Source organism: Streptomyces sp. NPDC048441 (assembly GCF_043200235.1).
Classification (GTDB): Bacteria; Actinomycetota; Actinomycetes; order Streptomycetales; family Streptomycetaceae; genus Streptomyces.
On the sequence record NZ_JBICXM010000008.1, the window covers coordinates 38,717 to 60,161 of the forward strand.

The window sequence follows — 21,445 nt, forward strand, 5'->3', positions numbered from 1 at the left end:
CTCCTAGATCCACTCGTATCTGCGATGAAAATCCTCCACAGCGGTCAGGGCGAGGAGGGGGCGGCGCGGCGCTGCCTGTTCGAGCAGTGCCGTGTGACGGCCGAGGTCCACCTTCCGGTTCCGCACCGGCAGCAGGCAGCCGGCGTTCTCGGTCACCAGCGCGTCGTACGCGGCGAAGTCCACCTCGGCCCTGGCCGCGAGGGAGTCGGCGATTCCGGAGGCGGCCACCTCGGCGGCGGACGAAGCATCGATCACGCCGCTGTAGAACTCCGAGGCACAGCCCGAGCCGTACGAGAACAGTCCGACGCGCAGTGGCTCGCCCGGCCGCACCGTGTCGATCAGCGAGGCGAGCGACAGGTAGAGAGAGCCGGCGAAGAGGTTGCCGACCTGGCTCGGATAGACCAGTGAGGGTGCGAGCCGCCGCTCGAAGTCGGCCTCGATCGCCTGCGGCCGCGCCCCGGCGAGCTCCCTCATCAGCTTGCGGTGCCCCGCCTTGGCCATCCCCGCGAACGGGGTGTGCATGGCCAGATGGTCGAACGTCGACACGAAGTCGGCGCCCGCCACGCGGCTCTGGTAGTGGGCGAAGCTGTTCTTGAAGCAGTCGAGATAGGCGAGCAGCGACTGGTCGACGTCGGCGATCTCCACATCGGGTGCGGGACGTGCCGTGTCAAGGACCTCGAAGCCGTACGTGCCGAAGGCTCCCGGGTCCAGCGTGAGGACGCGGGGGTCGTCCCCGACGAGCAGGGCCACGGCCCCGTTGCCGGTGGCGGGTTCGGCGTATCCGGCCTCGGCGTCGGCGAGTGAGACGTCGGTGGCGATGATGAGCACCTTGGCACCCGGGTCGACACCGGAGGCGATGTACCCGGCGGCGAGCTGAAGGGCTCCGGTCGCCGAGTAGCAAGCCTGCTTCGCCTCGAGCAGACGGCAGTTGCGCCCGAGGCCCAGCGCGTCGTGGACGTACGAGGCCACGGACTTGCTGTAGTCGAGGCCTGACTCGGTGCAGGTGATGAGGGTGCCGACGCGATCGGCGCAGCCGAGCCGGTCGAGCAGCGGCCGTGCCGCGTTGACCGCGTTGGTGACCGGGTCCTCGAAGGGCAGCCCGACCGAACGCCGCGTCATCATCAAGTTGCCGAAGCGTCCCGGATCGAGGTCGCGTCCCGTACACACCTCCTGGGCCGATACGCAGGCCACGCCGCCGTAGACGTCGAGGGCCTCGATGCCGAAGCGCCCGGTCCCCGCGGCGGGCCCCGTGTCGTGGGTGACGGTGCCGTTCACCGGGCACCTCCGGTGACGTCGCGCTCCGAGGTCTCGGGGGGTGCGGTTCCCGTACGCCCGTCGAGGAACTCCCCGAGGACGGAGTTCACCTCGGCGGCGTGCGTGACCGAGGGGAAGTGTCCGGCACCCGGGAGCTCGATGTACCGCGCTTCGGGGATCAGGCCGTGCATGACGTGGGACGTCTTGAGGGAGATGACGGAGTCCTGGCTGCCCCGGACGATCAGCGTCGGCACCGTGATGCCCGGCAGCTCGGCCAGCAGGTCGGGCGCGGCGTCGAACAGGTCGAGGTAGCGCAGTCCCACCAGCGGGTCCATGCTCTCGCTGCGCAGCAGCGTCCGGCACAGCCGCTCCCGGTCACGGCGCAGGCGTGCCGCGTCCGCCTCGGGCGCGCCGTCCAGGACATGGTCGAAGTCCTCCGCGACCACCCGGTCCAGGGTGCTCAGGCCGCCGACCCGGTTCGCGTATTTGTAGGAGCCGCCGAGGACCGTCAGAGATGCCGTCACATCGGGGTGGCGCAGCGCGAACTGCTGCGCCAGCAGGCTGCCGAACGAGGCGCCCACCAAGTGGAAGGGCTCATCGGCACCCAACTCACGTAGTGCCGTCAGGAGTTGGTCGCAGATCCCGGGCACGCTCAGGTCGTCCGCAGCCGTCGTCGCGCCGACCCCGGGGTGATGCACCACGATGACCCGGTAGCGGTCGGTGAGGGCCGCGAACTGGTCGGCGAAGACTCCCGTTCCCATGTTGAAGGGGTGCAGGAGTACCACCGAGGGCCCCGTACCGAGGTCGTACGCCTCCACGGTCCCACCGGGTGCGGGCAGCAGGACCCGGCGTGCCCCCGGCACCCGCTCGTGCATGATCCGTCCGTTCTCGTCCGGCGGTGGTCCCGCGCCGTCGTCGTGTCGCACTCGTTCGCGGAGCTCGTGCGGCACCTGGTCCACCGGGTAGTAGCGGGCGCGGGCGGGCGAGCCGGACGCGCCCACGGGTCCTTCGACCCCGACGAGGGGCGTCGGGGCGGGCCCGTTCCGCAGCAGTTCGGCCAGGCGGTCACCAGCGGCGGCCGCGTCCTGCTCGGGCATCCCGACGGGCACGGCGAACCTGATGCACCGTCCGAGCCGCTGCCCGTCCGTGTCCGCCGCGGTCGCCGCGTCCGCCGCATCCGCGGCGGCAGTCGCCAGATGCACCCCCGCGCGGATTCCCGTGTGCTCGTAGATCCAGGCCAGGCAGCTCGCCATCGAGTGCTCCAGCGCGGAGAGTTCCGGCAGCTGCCCGGTGTCGAGGAGCACACAGTGCCCGGATTCGGCGGGCAGCACCGGAAGTCCCGCCGCGTGCAACGGCGCCCACAGGGCACGCACCGCGGCCCTGCGCCGCCGGGTCGCGCGCGCCACCGCGTCCGTCTCCGTCACCGCGCGGGCGACGGCCCGGCGCCCCGTCAGATGCAGTTCGGTGCCGTGGGACTCGGCCTGCCGGGCCAGGTGGTCGGCGAGTTCCCCCCGCCCGGTCGCCACGAGCCCGCCGTAGGGAACGAGGAAGTCCTTGGACAGGCTCATCGTCACCGCGTCCGCCTGCGTGAGCAGTTCGCGTACGACATCGAAGACCTCGCCATCCGGCCTCCCCGACCGCTCGACGACCGCCCAGGCGTTCTCCGCGACCCGCGTGGCGTCGAGGAGGATGCGCAGCCCCCGGCCATCGGCCCACGTGCGGACGGCGCGCAGGCCCTCCGGCGACATCGGCCGCCCGCCCGAGGCGTTGCATCCCAGCTCCAGGGCGATGAAGGCCGGGTCCTCGCCGAGCCTGCCCACCGCCGCGTCCAGTGCGCGCGGGGTGACATCGGCCCAGCCGGTGCCGTCGGGGCCGGAGGCCTCGACGGGTACGGCCTGCGGGGCGAATCCGTGTTCCGCGAGGTTGAAGAGCAGGGTGGGGAAGAGGCCGTTGTGCAGGACGGCTCCCCGGCGCCCCGGCCAGGCCCGGCAGAGCCTCGCCTCCGCGCCCCGCCCCGACCCGGTGAGGAAGACCTCGTCGAACGGCAGCCAGGACGGTCGTACGAGATCCGACGCGGCTCGCGCGCTCAGCCCGGCCACGCTCTCGGCGATGTACGGATCCTCACGTTCGGCCCAGGAGTCGGTGAGGAGGTCGGTCTCCGTGGCGGCGTGCGGGAACAGGGCCGGGTTGTAGCCGTGTGCGGCGAGCAGGGAACGGCGGTCCCGCGCCGCCGCATCCGAGGGCGCGTCCGAGGGCGGGGCCGGACGCGGTGGCCGCTCGCGCGGCGGCGCGGCGGGCCCGGCGTCGGTCCGCGGCGCACCGTCCGTCACGTCCGGGTCGGCGAACATCATGATCAGCTCCGGGGCCGTGGAGCGGGGGCCCACGGCCGGCTGGCACAGGTAAAGCGGGATATTGGTGGGCCGGAACTTGTTCTTGAACTGGTAGTTGCTGCTGGTGAAGATGCCCACCGAGTTCAGCTCACGCAGCGCCTGCGCGACGTCGGGGGCCTGGTTCGGGGACGTGTCGGCCCCGTCATCGGAACTGCCGCCGAAGCTGCCGCCGAAGCTGAGCAGTTCGACTTTCTCCCGTACCAGTACGTCGATGATGTGCATGATCGCGTGCTCGATACCGCCCGGTGGCAGGTCCTCGCGGTAGAACTCGACGTCCAGCAGATAGCCGGACTCGGAGGGGATGCGGGTGATGATCACGGCGCAGCTCAACTGCCCGTCGAGGTAGGTCAGGAAGGTCCGGTGGCGGGACGCGAGACGGCCTTCGCCGACCTCCGTGCGCACCCGCCGCACGTACGGGTTCACCATCTGCTTGGTGCCGGACCAGAGGTCGATGAGCTGGGCGATGTCCGCGTCCACGGCGGGATCGGAGCCCGAAAGGTACTCCTCGACGCGTACGTCGCTTTCGCGGCCGAAGCGCTGCACCATGTAGCGCAGACGGCTCATCCGGCCGCCCTTGAGCGTGAACTCCGAGAGCTTCTCCAGGCGTTGCACCGCGCCGAAGAGGGTCGCGTACATCGGCGTCCCCGCGACCTCGGTGAGCGGTTCGAGGGAGAGGAAGTTGGCCTTGAGTCCGTTCCGGGACGCGTAGGCCAGCCAGTCGGCGACGAGTTCCGTGAAGTAGGTGTCGGTGCCCGTGTAGCTCCAGGCGAACAGGGCGTCGTCGCGCCGCGAGAAGGTGAAGTAGCCCTCGCGAGAGCGTCCAAGGAAGATGAGCGGTGCGATGTCCCGTCCTGCGAGACCCGTCTCCCTGCCGTGCCGCTCCGTGATCCGGGCCACGTGCTCGGCGAGTTCCTCGGAGCCGTCGAGCGCGGACCGCGCGATCACCAGTGCCCCGTCGGGTTCCGCGCCCTGCTGCTCCGTGCCGACCGCGGGCTGCGTGCCTGGCGCGTCGGAGTCCGGTGCCGTGAGTGAGCGCACCGCGTCGGAGCCATGGGCTGCCACCAGGTGTTCCGTGAGTTCGGGGAGGGTGGGCAGGTCGAAGAGGAGCGTCTTGCGCAGCGCTCCGAAGTGCCCTTCCAGTGCGCTGACGACACGGAGCATGTCGAACGACGTCATCGCGTTGTCGACGAAACGGAGCTCCTCGTCGAGCGGCCGTCCCAGCGTCGCGGCGAGGAACTGGGAGAGGGCCGCGGAGGGTGTCGCGGTGGGAGGGGCAAGGGGAGTTGTGGTGGCAGGTGCGGTGGGTGGTACGGGCTCGGTCGCCTCGTCGTGGGGCCGGTCGGCACGTCCGCGCAGCACCGCGGCGGTCTGGAGGGCCAGTTCGTCGATGGTCTGGGCCGTGTACAGATCCGCGGCCTTCAGATCGAGACCGTACGTGTCGTTGAGCAGCCGTACGAGTTCCAGGCGGAAGACGGAGTCCAGGCCCAGGTCGGTGAAGTCGGCGTCCGGGGTGAGCTGTTCGGGCGGCATCCCCAGGACGCCGGATACATGGGTGCGGACGACGTCCACCACGTCGTCCACCTCGTCGGGGAGACCGCTCGGGGGCGCCGCGGTGGGACCAGAAGCCACCGGGGCCACCGGAGTCTCGGGGATCGCGGGGGCCGCGGGGGCCGCGGGCGTGCCGGCCTGCGGGTTCGGGGCGGTGGGGCGGAGCGGGGCCAGCCGTACCTGGGGCATGGACACCGCTGACGGGTGCGTATCGGACGTGGACATCGCTGCCTCCGGCTCGGTCCGGTCAAGGATGGGAGAAGCGGGCGGGCCGGTCGCCGGGGTCGGCCCTTGCGGTATGGGAGTGGGGGGTGTGAGGGGTGTGGGTGGCGTGGGGGTAGGGGGTGTGGGAGACACGGGGGCGCTGAACCAGTGGCGGCTCGTGGCGTATTCGGCCGTCGGCAGGGGGACACGACGGGTCGGGCGTCCGGACCGCAGGGCCTGCCAGTCCACCTCCGCGCCTTCCACCCAGGCACGGACCGCCGCTTCGGGGTCGCTGTCCGCGCAGACGCCCGCGCCCCGTCGGGCGCGCCCTCGGACAAGACCGCGGCTCCCGGTCTCCGCCGAGCCGCCGTCGGCCAGGGTCCGCAGCGCCCGTAGCGCTTCGCCCCGTCCGCCGACCATCGTGGCCGCCCGTTCGGCGAGCGGTTCCCGTCCCACCTGGAGCGTGTGGGCGACCTCGTCGGCGCCCACTTCAGGGTGTTGGTCGAGGAAGTCCGCGAGCCGCGCCGCGTAGGTGGCGAGCCGCTCGCCGTCGGGAGCGGACAGAATCAGCGGCCAGGGGCCGGCGCTCGCGGTGCCGGTCCGCGCGGGCTCCGCCTCCGGCTCGGGCTTCACTGTGGCCTCCAGCACCAGATGAGCGTTGGTCCCGCCGAATCCGAACGAGCTCACGCCCGCCCGGCGTACCAGAGCCGCGCCTCCCCCGGCGTCCGCGACAGGCACCGGCTCCCAGGAGCGGAGCCGGTCCGCGATCACGAACGGCGTGCCGTCGAGCCGCAGATGGGGATGGGGCTCCCGGAAGTGCAGCGTGGCGGGCAGCTCGCCGTGGTGCAGCGCGAGCAGGACCTTCAGGACACCGGCCATGCCCGCCGCCGCCTCCGCGTGACCCATGTTCGTCTTGACGGAGCCGATCAGGAGCTGCGGCTCCGACGGGAGCGGCGCACCCCGGTCCGCGTGGAGTTGTGTGAACGCCTTGCGGATTCCGTCCAGTTCGATGGGGTCACCGAGACCGGTTCCGGTGCCGTGTGCCTCCAGGTAGCCGACCGTGGCCGGATCGAAGCCCGCTTCCCGGTACGCACGTACCAGGACGTCGGACTGGGCCCGGGGGTTGGGAGCCGTCAGGGACGCGGTGCGGCCGGTGTGCCCCACGGCGCTGCCGCGGATCACGGCGTAGACGTGGTCGCCGTCGGAGACCGCCCGGGACAGCGGCTTGAGCAGGAGCGCGCCGACCGCCTCGCCACGTACGTACCCGTCGGCGTCCTTGTCGAAGGTCTTGCAGCGTCCGTCGGGGCTGAGCATTCCGGACTCGCTGAAGGCGATGAAGAGCCCGGGGGCCAGCGTGAGGCTCGCGGCACCGACGATGGCGGCCCCGCATTCCCCCCGCTGGATGGAGTGCACGGCCCGGTGCATCGCGACCAGAGCGCTGGAACAAGCGGTGTCCACCGCCTCGCTCGGCCCGCGCAGGTCAAGCAGGTGCGAGACGCGGTTGGCGAGTACCGCGTGCGAGATGCCGGTCGCGGTGTGGCCCTCGACCTCCACTCCGTGGCGGGTGAGGAGTTCGTCGTAGTCGAGCGCGGACACCCCGACGAACAGCCCCGTGTCGGAACCGGCCAGGCTGCTCGGCCGGTGCCCGGCGTCTTCCAGCGCGCTGTGGACCACCTGTAGGAACAGGCGCTGCTGGGGATCCATGAGGGCGGCCTCGCGCGGCGAGATACCGAACCGCCGGGCGTCGAACTCACCGACCCCCCGCAGGAATCCGCCCCGCAGCCCCCGGGTACGGGGTTCGGCCAGCAGATCCTCCCGGTCCTCGGGCACCGGCCCCACCAAGTCGTCACCGGCGGTCAGGTGACGCCAGAACTCCTCGAGGTCCGCCGAGCCGGGCAGCAGGCCCGCCATCCCCACCACGGCGACCTCCACGGGGGGCGTGGCGGGCGAACCGGCCGGGCGCGGCTCTTCGGCAGGGCGCGGCTCGTCTGCCGGGTGCGGCTCGTGGCGCTGCTCTCCCCGGTCCTGGGGCTCCGAGTTTCCTTGGGGCCGCGCCTGCCCGTGCCGCGGCCGCTCCCGCACATGGTGCCTCGACATCGACTCCGTGTGCTCCACCGCCAGATACTCGGCGAGGGCGGTGAGCGTGGGCATCTCGAAGAGGACGGTGGGCAGCAGGTCGAGTCCATAACGTTCGTTGATCTGGTTCACCAGATGGGTCAGCGAGACCGAGTCGAAGCCCAAGTCCATCAGCTCCACGCCAGGGTCGATCTCCGCCGCGGGCACCAGGAGGAAGTCACAGGCGAGCTCCCGCAGCCCCTGCTCCACTTCCTGGCCCAACTCGGCATCGTCGTCCACCTGTTGTGCCGCGTCCTGAACGGCAGGAGGCTCCACCGGCGCGTCCGGGCGCCGATCCGACGGCGTGCCCGGCGGGTCGGCGACCGGTGGGCCCTGAAGGACGGCGACCACGCTCTCCTCGCCCGCCAGCGCCTGGTCGAAGGCGCGCAGCCCCGCTTCGGTCTCCAACGGGACAAGGCCCCAGCGACGGGCGAACAGCTCCAGCGTCGCCTCGTCCACGCTCATTCCGCCTTCCCGCCACAACGGCCAGGCGATGGACAGGGAACGGCCGGGTCGGCCCCACTCCCTCCGCTGTCGCGCGTACGCGTTCAGGAATCCGTTCGCGTACGCGTAGTCCGCCTGGCCGAGATTCCCCATGTCGGCGCTGGTCGACGAGAACAGGACGAAGAAGTCCAGGGGTTCGTCCTGGGTGGCCACGTCGAGGTGGATCGCCCCACGTACCTTCGGGTCGATCACCTCCGCCAGCTGCTCGCGCGACTTGTTGACCGCGCGGGCATCGCGCACCACCCCGGCCGCGTGGATGACGCCGCGCAGCGGACCGTGCTGCGCCCGGATCTCGGCGACGAGTGCACGCACCGAGCCCGCGTCCGTCAGGTCGGCCCTGCGGTACTCGACCTTGCCGTCACCTCGGCGCCCCAGTTCCACGATGCGGTCGGCACGTGCGGCGTCCAGCTCCGAGCGGCCCACCAGGACGACCGTCGTGTTCCGCCGCCGGGCGATGTGCCCGGCGAAGTGCAGTCCGAGCGCCCCTGCCCCGCCCGTGATCAGATACGTCCCGCCGTCCCGCCACCGGCGGTCCGCTTCCGTGGCCGGTTCCGTGGCCGCTTCCGGTTCCGATTCCTGGGCGAAATCAGCGAGTTCACGGCGCAGCCGCCGCCCCCGGCGGTAGGCGACGTCGGTGTCATCGCTCTCTCCGGCGGCCCTGAGCAGCACCTCGTCGACCAGGCGCGTGGCGAGCTGCCGGGGCTCATCGGGCTCCATGGCCACCTGAGTGGCGGAGCACCCGCTGTGCTCGAGGGCGAGCGTCTTCAGCGTTCCCGACAGGCCCTCGAAGTGGGGCTGCGCCACGCCTTCCGGTGCCGTGTATCCCGAGACCACCACCAGCCGGGTGCGGCCACGGCCCGCGAGAAGCGCCGTGGCCGGTGCGAACAACTGGTGGAACCCCGCGTCGATGCGGGCATCGAGCCCGGCGTCCGGTCCTGCCGGGTCGAGGAGGGCGTCACCCGCGTAGTGCAGGATCGCGTCGGGCGCCGGGCCCGCCTCGGTGAGCAGCCGTTCGACGTCCGCCCGGTTGGCGTAGGTGAACGTGCCGTCCGACAGCCGTGCGCCGACGGCACCCGGCACCGCCCGTACGCACTCCGCGCCGAGGTCGGTCAACCGCAGGACACATGCGTCCAGGACGTCACACTCCGCGCCGGCCACCAGGACGCGCCCGGCCCACGGCCCCGGTTCGGGCAGCGGTGCCTGCCGCCAGTGCGGCCGCAGGTACCGGACCCCGGACCGCGGCGTACCGATGTCCGGCCGCACGGCGGCGCCCGGCGCCATGGCCGCACGGGCGAGCGTGACACCGGCCAGCTCAAGCAGCGCGGTGCCCGTGCTGTCCGTCAGGGTCACGTCGAACCGGCGTACGGCACGACGCTTTCCGGCGGCCGACGCGGTCCCGCCGGTCCCGCCGGTCCCATCGGCGGCGTCGGTGACGTCGCCCGTCTCACGAGCGTGCACCACACAGGCGCCGGACAGCGGACCGCGGCTCGTCACGCGGGCGATCCCCACCGGCAGGTAGGCCGAGCCGTCCCCCAGAACGGCCAGGGTCTGCAAGGCGCCGTCGACGAGCTCCGGCGTCCACCCCGCACCTTCGTGACCTGCTTCCGCGGCCCGGGGGCCGGACTCGGCGCGCAGCGTGGCCACGCACTCCCCCGCTCCCCAGCACACCTCCTCAAGGACGCGGAGCCGCTCTCCGTACTCCAGGCCTCCCCGCGACAACTCCTCATAGAGGTCGTCCGGTTCGGTCCGCCGGTCACAACGCCTGCGACTCCCGTCAAGGTCAAGCAGCCCCGTCGGCCGCGATGCCCGCGATGCCCGCGTGGGTACGGTGACACGCGCTCGGGCGTACACCGTGCCCCGGTCCTCGGGGTCGATCACGCTGCAGCGCAGATCGTTGGCACCGTCGTGTTCCACCACGACGCGCACGGCACACCGCCCCGCCCGGCCCTCCAGCGGGCTCACCCAGGCGATGTCCTCCAACTGCACGGGGTCGTCGCCCCCGACAGCGTCGGCCGCCGCCGCGCGCAGCAGCTCGAGCAGCACCGCCCCCGGTACCCGTCCCGTACCGGCGACGACGTGCTCTGTGAGGTAGCTCGCCGCCGGGTCGAGGACTCGTTCCACGGACCGCGACGGCGCGCTGTTCCGCTCCGCACCGGTGGAGCCGGACGGTACATCGGCCCAGTAGCGGGAGCGCCGGAAGGGCTGCGTCGGGAAAGCCGCACCGCGGGGCGGACGCCCCGGCCACAGCGGGCGCCAATCGACGCGTGCGCCGCTCACCCACAGCCGCGCGAGGTCGGCGAGGCGCCGCCGCGCGACCAGACCGGAAACGAAATCGGCGCCCTCGCCGTCCGCGAACAGGTCCTGTCCCGGCAGCCCGTCCTCGGCCCGCCCCGCCACCGTCCGGCCGCCGGACGGGTCCGCTCCGCGACCGAACTCCCCCAGCTGATCCGCGAGTTCGGAGATGCTCCGCGCCGTCACCGCGAGCCGTTCCGAGAGTTCCGGCCGGCCCAGCTGGCTGGTGGCAGCCAGCCCGCGCAGGGTTGTCCGCGCCCGCCGGTCCTGCGTGGCATCGGCGAGGTCGGCGCTCACCGCGGCGGCGTGCGCCCGCAGTTGCTCGGGGCCGCGCGCGCTGAGCAGGAAGAGCTGGTCCTCACCCGTACCCGGGTCGTCATCCTCCGGCCGCTCGGCGTCCTGTCCGAGGTACTCCTCGATGACGAGGTGAGCATTGGCACCGCCTGCGCCGAAGGAGCTGAGTCCGGCCCTGCGGGGCGGACCGCCGTCTCCCCGGCGGGGCCACGGCGTCAGGACGCGGGGCGTGTAGAACGGGGTGCCGGTGAAATCTATCTTCGGGTTGATCTCGTCGAGCCCCGCGCACGGTGCGATCATGCCGTGCTTGAGCTGGAGCAGCAGCTTGGTCAGGCCCGCGATGCCCGCCGCCGCCTCCAGGTGCCCGATGTTCGCCTTGACCGAGCTGATCGCGCAGCTCTCCGGTGTGCCGGTGCCCCCGAACACCCGGGCGAGACCGGCCACTTCGATGGGGTCGCCGAGCGCTGTCCCGGTCCCGTGTGCCTCGATGGCGCCGATCGACGCCGCGTCGACCCCGGCCCTGCGCAGCACATCGGCCACCAGATCCGCCTGGGCGTTGGGGTTGGGCACGGTGTACCCGCTGGTCCTGCCACCGGCGTTGACCGAGCTGCCCCGGACGACGCCCCAGATCTCGTCCCCGTCGGCGACGGCCCGGGACAGCGGCTTGAGCAGGACCGCGCCCACTCCCTCGCCGGGCACGTAGCCGTCGGCGCGGGCGTCGAAGACCTTGCACGCGCCGTCGCTCGACAGCATGTTCATCGCGGAGAGCGACACGTGGTGCGAAGGGTGCAGAATCAGGCTGACCCCGCCCGCGACGGCAGCCTCGCACTCGCCGCGGCGCAGACTCTCACAGGCGAGGTGGACGGCGGTGAGCGAGGACGAGCAGGCGGAGTCCACGGCGAAACTCGGGCCCTGGAAGTCGAAGAAGTGCGAGACGCGGTTGGCCACCGACCAGTAGGGCGCGTGCGCTACACCGCTGAGCCGCCCCTGCGCCCACGCCGTGGCGCCCAGCTCTCCGTAGGTGCCGTACATCATCCCGACGAACACCCCGGTACGGGTGCGCCTGGTGTGCTCGCCGAGGTGGCCCGACTCCTCCAGGAGATTCCAGCAGGTCTCCAGGAACAAGCGCTCCTGCGGGTCCATGGCGCGCGCGTCCCGGGGCAGGATCCCGAAGAACCCCGGATCGAAGTCGGCGACGCCGTCGAGGAATCCGCCCCAGCGGCAGTACGTGCGGTCGGGGCGCCCTCGACGGCTGTCGAAGTACGGGCGCCAGTCCCAGCGGTCCTCGGGTATCTCGGTGATGCCGCCGGCTCCGCGGGAGATCTGCTCCCAGTAGGCACTCAGGTCACGGGCGCCCGGGAAGCGTCCGCTGACGCCGATGATGGCGATGGGTTCCGTGAGCGGTGATGTGGTGGGCGTCTCGGGGAGTGCGTGTGCGGTGGCGGGGGTGGGCACCGCTTCCAGGAGGGCTGGGTCCTGGTCCGTTTCGGGTTCCCCCAGCACGCTTCCGAGGCGCTCCGGACGGTCCTTCACCAGGTATTCCGCCAGCTGCCGCAGCGTCTGGTACTCGAAGAGCAGCGTGGACGGCAGGTCACCGAGGTCGTGTTCGAGACGGGCCAGGATCGAGATGCCGACGAGTGAGTCCACCCCGAAGTTGTCGAAGGTGGAGCGCGCGGAGATCCGGGCCTCGTCGAGTCGCAGCACCTCGGCGAAGACCTGGCGGAGATACTCCAGCACCCGTCGGCCGAGAGGAGCCTCGGTGTGCGAAGGTCCGGGTACCGGCGGCGTGGGCTCGACGGGTGCACCGCGCAACAGGTCGAGCCAGTGCGGCTGTGCCTTGACGACGAGCAGCTGCCGCTCGTCCCCGGCCAGCGCGCGTGCCACGGCCGCCATGCCCTGTCGGGGTTCGATGGTGCCCACTCCCGCCGCGGCGAACCGCGCGCGGTCCTCGGGTGTGGACGCTGCCCCGGTCGTCCCCCAATACCCCCAGTTGAGCACCGATACGGGCGTGTCGACCAGCGCGTCGAGATGGCGTGCGTACGCGTCCTCGAAGGTCCCGGCAGCTGCGTAGTTGGCCTGCCCAGGGTTGTCGATGAACGACGCGGCGGACGAGAAGAACATCAGGAAGTCCAGCGGCTCTTCGCACAGGGCCCTGCCCAGCACCGCGGCTCCGGTGACCTTCGGGGCGAGGGCGGCGGTGAAGTCCTCCTCCGTCAGCTGCGTGATGGTGCGGTCGCGCAGCTCCAGGGCGCTGTGGAAGGCCCCGTCGATCCGGCCGACGCGGCGCCGTACGTCCGCGACGGCACCGCGCAGGGCGGCCTCGTCGGCGACATCGGCCTGGAAGTAGTGCGCCTGGCCGCCGAGTCGGGTCACTTCCGCCGTCCGGGCGGCGATCGCGTCATCGGCGGGGCGGCGGCCGACCCAGGCGATGCGGGCCCCGTATGTGGCCGCCAGGTGTTTGCTCAGTTCGAACCCGATCCCGCCTGCTCCGCCGACCAGCAGATAGGTTCCGCCGTTCCGCAGCGGGGCCCGCTCGGGCGGCGGCAGCGTGCGGGCGTGCACGGTCGGCAGCAGACGTACGCCGCCGCGCAGCGCGACGAGCCGCGCGGAGCCGTCCTCGGCCAGCAGCCGTCCGGCCGTGGCCCCGGCATCGGCCCAGTCGTCCGCGCCGATGTCGACACAGGTCACCCGCCACCGGCGGAACTCGGCCGCCACACTGCGGACAAGGCCGATCAGTCCCGCCGTGTGCGGCAGGACCCGGTCGCCTTCGACCGCGGGCACCGCACGGTCCGTGACGCAGACCAGCGTGCGGGGCCGCTGGTCGGCGCCGTCCGCGATGAGCCGCTTGATCAGCCGGAACACCCTCAGCAGGGTGTCGTCGTCCTCGGGCGGCCGCTCGGCGTCCGCCACGGCGGCGAGCACATGGATCTCGTCCGTTTCACGGAGCTCGTCCGCTCGGTCCAGGGCGGATTCCAGCGGCATCGCCCACGCCCGCTGCCCGCACCGGTCGACGAGGGCCCTGGCAAGGGCGCCGCCCGCCGGAGTGTGCAGCACGGCGACGCGGCCGGTACCGCCGTATGCGGCACGCTCCCGCGGCGGTTCGCCGCGGCGCCACGCGGGGACGTGCACCATGCCCTGGAGCGGGTCGGCGGCGCGGCGCACCACGAGGCCACAGAACTCCGCGTGGACCCGCCCTCCGGCGTCGGTCACGCGGATGCGGTAGCGGCCCTCGCCTTCGCGGACCACATGGGCGTACGAGACGTTCTGGGGCACGCTCCACAGGTCGAAGCTGTCGAGCGCGAACGGGACCAGGGGGCCTTCCGCGTCCTGCCCTGCCGTGAGGACGGACGCCGCCTGGAGTGCCGCGTCGAGCACCGCGGGGTGCGGGTCGTGGTGCGGGCCGTGGTGCGCCCCTGCCGTGCCGGGCGCGGCGATCCGTGCCAGCGCCTCGTCGGCTCCGAACCGCACCTGCTCGAGAAGCCGGTACGCGGGGCCGTACGTGATGCCGCCATCGGCGTAGGCGCGGTAGACGGCGTCGGCGTCACGCGTGTGCGTGCAGCGTCGGCCGATCTCTTCGAGGTCGAGCGGCCGCGGGCGGTCCGGCGCGCTCCTCAGGGTTCCGGTGGCGTGGAGGTCACCGTCGTCGGTCAACTCGAAGGACTGGTCGCCCGACACCGGTTCCGGCTCGCCGATGAGGAGTGCCGCCTGCCGGGGCTCCGTCACTTCGAGGGGGCGCAGCCAGCGTATCGAGGCGATCCGCAGCGGCAGCGCACGCCCGCGGCCCGCGGCGGCCTCCGCCGCCATCTGGAGGCAGGCGACGCCGGGAAGCACGGGGGTCCCTGCTACCTGGTGGTGGGCCACGAGCCAGCTGTCCGGCAGGAGTTCGCGTACGACCGTGGCCGCGTGGGCGGCGGAGGTGCCGGGCGGCTCGGAGACGGCCGGGCCGGGCTCCGCGGTCACCCAGTGGCGCTCGCGGGCGAAGGCGTGGCCGGGCAGCGGGACGCGCCGACCGCGCGGCAGCGCAGCCCAGTCCGGGTCCGCTCCGTCGACGTACGCCTCGGCAAGACGCTGCCAGTCGGCCAGTGTCACCGGGGCCGGGCCGCCCGGCGTGGCGGTCACGGGACGCGCGTCCGCGAAGTCGCCGTCCACGGGCCCGCGGTAGGTGCCGGGGGGCGTCTCGCCGCGGGCCAGCGCGCGCAGTTTGCCGCGCAGGTCGTCGACGCCACGGGCCACTACCACGGCCCGTACGGGGAGATGGCGGCGCCCGGCGCCCAGCGTGTACGCGACGTCGGACAGGCACTCCACGCCGGTGAGGGCGTCCGCGATGCGGGTCAGGCTCTCGGTGAGCTGCCGCGGGCCCGCCGCCGACACGGGGACGGCCACGGGGGTGTCGGGCCTGGCAGGGACGGCGGGCGCGGGCGCCTCGGCGAGCACGACATGGCAGTTCGTGCCGCTGAAGCCGAAGCTGCTTGTCACGGCGATCCGCTCGCCCCGGGATCCGGGTGCCCAGTCCTCCAGTTCGGTGATGACCCGCAGCGGGCTGTCGGTCAGGTCGATCTCCGGGTTGGGCGCACGATAGCCGGGGGTCGGCGGCAACTGCCGGTGCCGGAGGGAGAGCAGCGCCTTGATCAGGCCGCCCACTCCGGCGGCCATCGTGGTGTGCCCCACGTTGCCCTTCAGCGATCCGATCCCGCAGATCCCCGGCAGCGGGGGGCGTGACGTGTCCGCGCGGAAGACGTCGTGCAGGGCCTTCACCTCGATGGGGTCACCGAGTGGTGTCGCCGTGCCGTGCGCCTCCACGAAGCCGATGTCCTCGGGGCGGATGCCTGCCGCCCGGTGGACCCGCGTCATCAGCGCGGCCTGGGACGTGGCGCTCGGCGCGGTGATGCCGTTGGTCCTGCCGTCGTTGTTGATGCCCGACGCGCGGATGACACCGTGGATGTGATCGCCGTCGGCCTGGGCGCGCGCCAGGCTCTTGAGCACCACGACGCCTACGCCCTCGCCCAGGACGGTGCCGTCCGCCGAGACGTCGAAGGGGGCGCAGGTGCCGCTGGGCGACAACATGCCGACCTGGCTGGTGCGCACCAGCATCTGCGGTGTCAGCATCAGCGAGACCCCGCCGGCGATGGCCGTCTCGCACTCCCCCTGACGGATGCTCTGGGCCGCGAGGTGCACGGCGACCAGCGACGAGGAACATGCGGTGTCCACGGCGAGGGTCGGGCCTGTGAGGTTCAGGAAGTACGCGATGCGGCTGGCCAGGATCGACGGGATGCAGCCCAACGCACCGTGGATGGAGTCGAATTGGCCCGCTTCGTGCAGCAACTGCCCGTAGTCGCGTGCCTCGCAGCCGACGAACACTCCGCACGACGTGGCCGGGCCGGGGCCCGTGGCGTACCCGGCGTCCTCCAGGGCTTTCCACGCCTCCATGAGGAAGAGCCGGTGCTGAGGGTCCATCAGGTCGGCTTCCAGCGGAGAGATCGCGAAGAATCCGGCGTCGAACTCGTCGACGCCGTCCAGCATCGCGGCCCACCTGCTGTAGGTGCGTCCGGGCTGAGCGGGCGCGGGCGCGAAGACGGAGCCGACGTCCCATCGCCGCGGCGGAACCTCGGCGATCCGGCACCGGCCGCTCGCGAGGTCGGCCCAGAGCTCCGTGGTGTCCGCGGCTCCCGGATACCGCGCCGCCATGCCGATGACGGCGATGTCCTCGTCCCGACCGTCATGCGGCCGCTGCGGGGCGGGCGCCGGGTCGAGTGCGGCGGCGGGGGGCGGAGGGAGTGGGGCGGGGAGCGGGTCGGGGAGTGGGGCGCGCCACTCCGGTACGGCGGGTTCCGGTACGGCGGGTTCCGGTACGGCGGCGGCCTTCGCCGTGGCGCCGGACAGGGCGGCCAACTCGGCCACGTGCGCCGCGAGGCGCGGCACGGTCGGATGGTCGTAGACGGCCACGGAGTCCAGGTCCACGCCGAAGCGCTCGTTCAGGTACGCCCGCAGGCGTTGAGCGGCGAGCGAGTCAACTCCCATGTCCCCGAAGCTCAGTTGCAGATCCACTTCCTCGGGAGCCAGGTAGAGCTGGTCACCGAGCGCCTCGCGGACGGCGGCCAGGACGTCCTCGCGCGGCGCGCCGCCGGACCCGGTCGCGGCCGGTGCGGGTGATACGGGATCTGCGGGTACGGGCTCCGCAGGTACGGGAGCGGCGGCCGATACCTCCGTCGCGGGAGTGAGCTGTGGTGCCGCGAGGTGCGATGTGTCCGTGTCCGTCGTACGCCCGTGCCAGCCCCCCAGCCAGTAGGGCTGTTCCAGGAACGGGTAGCCCGGGACCGGGATGCGGCGGGCGCCACGGCCGTGCGGACCCGGGCCATGGGACCAGTCCGTCTCAGCGCCCGCGCACCACGCGACGGCGGCCTCGTACATCCGGTCCGCGGCGAGCAGCCGTCCCGGGTCGGCGTCCGGCGCGGGCCGCCGCACCTCGGCGGACGGCGTGCCGCGCGCGTCGTCCGGCCCTGGCGGCAGGCCGTCGAGATAGCGGTCGAGACACCGCACGACGTCACCGGTCTCCCGGGCGACGGTCGCGAGACGCACCGGCATGGGGGTGCGACCGACGCGCATCGTGTGCGTGAGGTCGCGCAGCCAGGAGGGACCGTGCGGGCGGCCGGTCAGCGGGTCGGGCCCCGGCGGCCTGGTGAGGTAGTCGCGCAAACTCTGGGCGTAGCGCCGCAGGGCAGCGTCGTCGCGGGCTGAAAGGGTGAACAGGTGTGCGCCGCCCGGCTCTTGCGCACCGTCTGGCTCTTGCGCACCGTCTGGCCCTTGGCCATCGTCCTGCGGAGCTCCCGTGGGCTTGTCCGGCTCGGCGATGATCACATGCGCGTTGGCTCCGCCCGCCCCGAAGGAGCTGACGGCCGCGTGCCGCAGCCCACCGCTCTTCGGCTCCGGCCACGGCGCGCCCTCGCGCTGCACCGTGACGCGGGCGGCCGCGAAGTCGATGTGCGGGTTGAGCACCTCGGCGTGCAGGGAGGGAACCATGCGGCGGTGGGCGAGCTGCAGGACCGCCTTGGTGACGGCGGCGACCCCTGCCGCGCTCTCCAGGTGACCGATGACGGACTTGACCGATCCGATGGCCCAGCCGTCCGTCTCACCCCCGTCCTGGTCGAAGGCCTGCCGCAGCCCTTCCACCTCGATGGGGTCGCCGAGTTCGGTGCCGGTGCCGTGCGCCTCCACGTAACCGATCTGGTGCGGGGACACCCCCGCGGTGCGCAGGGCGCCGCGGATCAGCTCGGCCTGCCCGGTGGGGCTCGGCACGGTGAATCCGCTGGTGCGACCGCTGTGGTTGAGAGCGGCTCCCTTGATCACCGCGTAGACGTGGTCCCCGTCCGCCCGCGCGCTGTCCAGGGACTTGAGCACCAGCGCGCCCACGCCCTCGCCGGGTACGTATCCGCTGCCGTCACTGCCGAAGCTGCGGCACCGGCCGTCGGTCGAAAGCCACTTGCCCTGGGCCATCTGCAGATACTTCTGCGGGTGCGTCATGACGTTGACGCCGCCCACGAGGGCCATGGCGCACTCGCCGCGGCGCAGCGAAGCGACCGCCAGCTGCAGTGCGGTCAGAGCCGATGAGCAGGCCGTGTCGATGGCGATGCTCGGCCCGGTGAGGTTCAGGGCGAAGGAGACCCGGTTCGCGACGGACGCGTGCATGGCAAGCGGTGCCACCGCGTCCTCGGCGCCCTCGACGAGCTGGTAGTGGTGCGACATGACACCGGCGAAGACACCGACGCTGCGCGCCGTGCGGCCGAGCGCCGGGTGTCCCGCGTTCTCCAGGGCCTGCCAGCAGGTCGTGAGGAAGAGCCGCTCCTGCGGATCCATGCGCTCGGCTTCCCTGCGGGATATGCCGAAGAACGGCGCGTCGAAGTGGTCGTGGTGGTCGAGGAATCCACCCCAGCGCCCGTAGGTGCGTCCGGGGACGCCGGGACGCGGGTCGTAGATGTCGTCGTGCCGCCAGCGCTCCGCGGGCACCTCGGTGACACAGTCTTTGCCCTGTACGAGGTTGGACCAGAAGGCCGCGAGGTCGGGCGCCTGCGGATAGCGGCCTGCCATGCCGACGATCGCCACGTCCTCGGAGGCGTCGGCCGGGCGCGTGGCCGGGGCCGCGTCCGGGGTGTCGGCGGGGGCGCCGTGCACGGTCCTCGCCAGGGGCATGACCGCCTCGAACGCGTCGGGTTCGCCGTAGATGACGAGGGTCCTGCCCTCGGGGCCCGACAGACACTGGCCGAGCGCGTCGAGTCCGACAGCACTCGGCATGGGCCAGCGTCCGCAGTCGGGGCGGGCCCGCTCCGCCGCGTCGCCGGGCGGGTGCATACCGCCATCGGCCCAGTAGGGCCAGCCGATCGACAGGCTCGCCCCGGGGCGGTCCGCACGCCGCGCCCGGTGTTCGGCGTAGTGGTCGAGGAAGGAGTTGGCATACGCGTAGTCGCACTGGCCCGGACTCGGCAGGTCCCCGGCGAGCGAGGAGAACAGGGCGAAGAACGCGAGGGGTTCGCCGGAGCAGGCCTCGTCGAGGAGCACTGTCCCGGTCACTTTGGGGGCCAGCACCGCGGCCAGTTCCGCGGGGCGCTTGCGGAAGAACAGCGCGTCCTCGATCACCCCGGCGCCGTGGAGTACCCCGTCCAGGCCGCCGTAGCGTTCATCGGCGGTGGCCACCACCCGGCGTGCCTCGCCGGGGCGTGCGAGGTCCGCGGCCAGGTAGACGACGTCGGCGCCCGCCTGCCGCAGGACCTCCAACCGGGCCTCGAGTGCGGCATCGGCCGTACGGCGGCCCGTGAGAACGAGCCGGGCCCCGTACGTCCGCGCCAGATGGTCGGCGATCAGCAGGCCGAGTCCGCCCCCGCCACCGGTGATCAGGTAACGGCCTCCCGTGCACAGTGGATCGGGCCGCTCGGTCGCGACGGGGCATCGCACGTGCCGAGGTACCTCACGACGCCCCGCGACGAGCCGCACCTCGGCGTCGTCGCCGTCGGCGCGGGCCTCGGCGAGCACGAAACCCGCGAGGGTCCCGGCATCCGTGCCCTCCTCGGCCTCGATGGCCCGGCAGCGCAGCCCTGGCGTCTCCGCGCCGACGGTGCGAAGCAGGCCGCCGATCGCTCCCTGCTGGGGCAGGGGGCCCGTCGCGGTGGCTTCGTGCACATACGACACCTGCACGCGCCGTCCCCGACCGACGGTGTCGGAGGCGGCCGCCAGCAGCGCCCACACCGAGAGGCAGCCCGCGCCGAGGTCTTCGGGCGGCTGCGGGGAACCCTGCGCCACCATGACGATGTGTCCGAGCCGCTCGTCCGGAGCGCTCACGCCGGACAGGAGCCGGGCAACGTCGTCGCGGCCGGCCGGGGCCTCGGAGACCTGGACGAACCGGCCGCCCGAATTCTCGACGCGGCGGCGCAGCGCATCGGCGAACGGTCCCGGGCCGCCGCCGAGCAGCAAGGTGACCTCGCCCGGCGCGGCGGACGCCTGCGCGGCGGACAACGGTTCGTGCTGCCAGACCCGGCGGTAGCGACGCAGTTGCAGTGCGGGGCGTTCGGCGGCGGACGTGACGGTGTCCGTGGCCGTGGCCGTGACGGCGTCCGTGTCGGTGACGGCGTCCAGGGTGGGTACCGCGCCACTTTCCGCCAGATGTGCGGCGAGAGCGTCCACCGTCTCGTACTCGAAGAGCAGCGTCGGATAGAGCCTGCGCCCCAGCAGTCTCTCCAGCACCTCGCTGATGTGGAGCATCGCGACCGACTCCAGGCCCAGGTCGTAGAAGCCGACGTCGGTGGCGACCCGTCCCGGCTCCCGGCCCAACTGCTCGGCCACCAACGCCTGTACGGCGCGGACGAGGCGGGCCATGTCATCGGGGCGTCGGCCGGAGGCGGGGACGGGCTCCGCGTCTGCGCCGTCCGCGCTGGCCACACTGTCGGCGCTGTCGGCGCTGTCGGCGGACACCTGACCGACCAGCCGCGTCACAAGACCCGCGGCCCGCAGCCGCTTGCAGGTGAAGCCGGAGAACGACGCGACGAACTCGCCGTCGGCGTCATAGACGACGCAGTCGTTGCGCTGCACCTCACCGGAGTCGGACAGCGTCTCGACACGTGCCATGTGGACGTGAGCGGGCCCCCGCATCGGGCGCGGGATGCGCACGGAGTCGACGTACATCGGAATGAACGGCTCCCCCGGCGGCGCGGCCTGGGCGAACGCCACCAGCGTCGCGGCGTCGACCTTGCCCGGATGCATGTGGAACTCCCGCTCCATCGGCCGGACCTCATCGGCCAGGTCGAGCTCCGCCAGGAGGAATCCTTCACCCTGATGAAGGGTGCCGAAGCACTTCATCGGGGTGCCGTGGTGAATGTGCTCGTCCCGCGCCTGCCGGTAGACGTCCTCCATGTCACGCACGCGGGTGGCGGCGGACTTCACTGCCGACACGTCGAGGCGCGGGGGCAGCGGCTCGTCGGTGAAGCGCAGCCGCGCGCTGAAGTTGTCGCGCCAGGCCGCGTCTTCGGGCGGCGCCCCGTCGGCTCCGTCGGCTCCCCCGGCCGCCTTCGGCCAGGCGGGACGGCTGCGGGCGGTGATGTGCCGTACTCCGTCCACCGGTTCGGCGACAAGGATCCGCACCTCGCGGTCGATGCCCTCCGCGGTGGCGATCGGCTCGGCGAACAGCACATCCCGCAACTCGGCCCGTTCCGTGGGGATTCCACGGGCCGCGAGGATCCGGTACACGATGTCGAAGAAGGCGGCGCCGGGCAGGACGGAGACCCCGTGCACCCGGTGGTTGCTCATGATGAAGTCGGCGTGGCTGATGGTGAGCGCACACTCGATGCTCTGGTCGGACATGG

The 21,445-nt window shown here is 72.6% G+C and carries 2 protein-coding genes; both read right to left on the reverse strand.

Translation table 11 applies throughout. The features are described 5' to 3' along the window. Nucleotides 1-3: 3 nt before the first annotated feature. Nucleotides 4-1,275, reverse strand: a complete 1,272-nt coding sequence (locus tag ACGFSB_RS20955; RefSeq protein WP_393401281.1) for a hydroxymethylglutaryl-CoA synthase family protein — start codon at nt 1,273-1,275, stop codon at nt 4-6. Then, nucleotides 1,272-21,443 (reverse strand): SDR family NAD(P)-dependent oxidoreductase, encoded by a 20,172-nt coding sequence (locus tag ACGFSB_RS20960; RefSeq protein ID WP_393401283.1) that lies wholly within the window; start codon nt 21,441-21,443, stop codon nt 1,272-1,274. Before ACGFSB_RS20960 ends, ACGFSB_RS20955 begins: the two co-directional genes overlap by 4 nt. Between the last annotated feature and the right edge of the window lie 2 nt (nt 21,444-21,445).

What these genes read in the sequence shown, in the direction of transcription:
- ACGFSB_RS20960 (WP_393401283.1), bottom strand. Translation starts at nt 21,443, where the DNA reads ATGTCCGACCAGAGCATCGAGTGTGCGCTCACCATCAGCCACGCCGAC.